This window comes from Mesotoga sp. UBA5825, assembly GCF_002432955.1.
Lineage (GTDB): Bacteria > Thermotogota > Thermotogae > Petrotogales > Kosmotogaceae > Mesotoga.
The window spans coordinates 1-1,733 of sequence record NZ_DJHG01000112.1; the positions used below are offsets into that span (position 1 = coordinate 1).

General features: G+C 45.7%; 1 protein-coding gene and 1 pseudogene. Both read right to left on the minus strand.

Going from position 1 to position 1,733, the window contains the following annotated elements; translation table 11 throughout:
- Positions 1-33: 33 nt before the first annotated feature.
- Positions 34-819 (minus strand): inositol monophosphatase family protein, encoded by a 786-nt coding sequence (locus B3N33_RS11205; protein ID WP_103134288.1) that lies wholly within the window; start codon positions 817-819, stop codon positions 34-36.
- Positions 812-1,733: pseudogene (locus tag B3N33_RS11210) on the minus strand (phenylalanine--tRNA ligase subunit beta); the annotation flags it as partial. The pseudogene B3N33_RS11210 and the gene B3N33_RS11205, both read right to left, overlap by 8 nt.

The following is a 1,733-nucleotide window of genomic DNA, read 5'->3' on the forward strand; positions in this document are numbered from 1 at the left end:
CCGGGTGCAGCGCGCAGTAGGCGTCTGCCTCACTTAATCATACAAGACTCTCTCCCTGAACTCTTCAACCAGCTCCGGAGAGTTGTTGGCAACGAGAACATTGGGATCTAGAAGGTCAAGAGGTTCCTTAAGACAGCTTCCAACGAAGCCACCGGCTTCCTTCACCAGCAGGACTCCGCTGGCAACATCCCATGGCTTGAGTTTCTCTTCCCAGAATATATCTGCCCTGCCGGCTGCAACGTAGGCAAAGTCAAGACACGCGCTTCCCGTTATTCGAACGCCTCTACATATCTTTATCGCTCGATTAATTCTCCTCGTAATTCTCTCAAAAGACGTCTCGGATGAGTACTGAAGGCCAACATGACTTGTAGCTTCTCGAAGCTCTTTTGTTTTGCTAACCCAAATCCGTTTATTGTTTAAGTAGGCACCCTGACCCTCAATTGCATGGAATGTCTCCTTCCGGTTGTGATCATAGGTAACTGCCAATACGACACGATTTTCTGTGTACAGAGCAATCTGTGTCGAATAGTGAGGATTTGACTTCGAGAAGTTTGTCGTGCCGTCCACAGGATCAACTATCCACATTGTTGAGGATCTAACATCTGGTCCCGACTCTTCTCCGAGATACGCGGCATCCGGGAAGAGATTGTGAAGAAACGACTTGAGATTTTCTTCTATCTCGAGATCAACCGAGGTAACAATGTCCTTGTACCCGGACTTTCGTTCAACCGAAAACTCTTCCTTCGAGACCTTCCTCCATAGTTCAGGAAGATAAGCTCTGATTTTCCTGCTGAAGGTATTGAGAAGCAGATTATCCACGCAGCTTCACACCAATCTCTTCAGTCTCTTTTAAAACCAACTCGATTAGAGAGTTTATCTCTTCGTCGGTAAGGGTCTTTTCGAAAGATTCAAAAGCTAGAGTAACTGTTATGCTCCTGTATCCATGTTCAATGCCTTTTCCTTCATACAGGTCGGAAACCCTTACTTCGTTGAAAAGGGTTCCTTCTAGAGTATCGGTTATCAGCTTTTCAAGCTGCCCATAGTCTATAGAGTAAGGAACAAGGAACGAGAGATCTCTGAAGACTCTTGGGAATGGAGAGATCTTCTTTACTCCGGAAAACTCTTTCATCATGCTTTCAATTAAGGTTACGTTGAGTTCTGCAATAAACACTTCACCGCTTTTGATTTCGTAAAGAGAATCGGCTATTGCTGGATCTACAGCACCAAGGAAGCCCGCTCTTGCACCCTCAATCTCTACAGAGACTGCTTTCCCTCTTTCGAGCCAAGGGGCTGATGAAGGCTTGTACGCAGGAGTTAAACCGTAAAGTGAGAAGAACTCGTCGATTATTCCCTTGATAGTGAAGAAGTCGATTACCCTCTTGTCGGAATAATCCTGTGGATTCTCTCTTCCTGTAGCCACAAAACCTAACGCAGTTGTTTCGCACTGCTTCTCAAGTGGATTGAAAACCGAAGCTATCTCGAAGAGCTTGATATCTCTGTTCTGTCTTCTGAAATTGTAGGATGCCGCAGCTAAGAGATTATAGACTAGCGATGGCCTCAAGACAGCCATATCCATCGACAGCGGATTCCTCAAAGCGATGCAATCGACTCCTTTGTTTACTTTTGCAATCTCTTCGGGATTTACGAAACTGTATGTGACAACCTCGTCGAAACCATTTGCGACCATCAGATCCTTAAGTCTCTTCTGCCTCTTCAAAGACTCCGGTACGCCA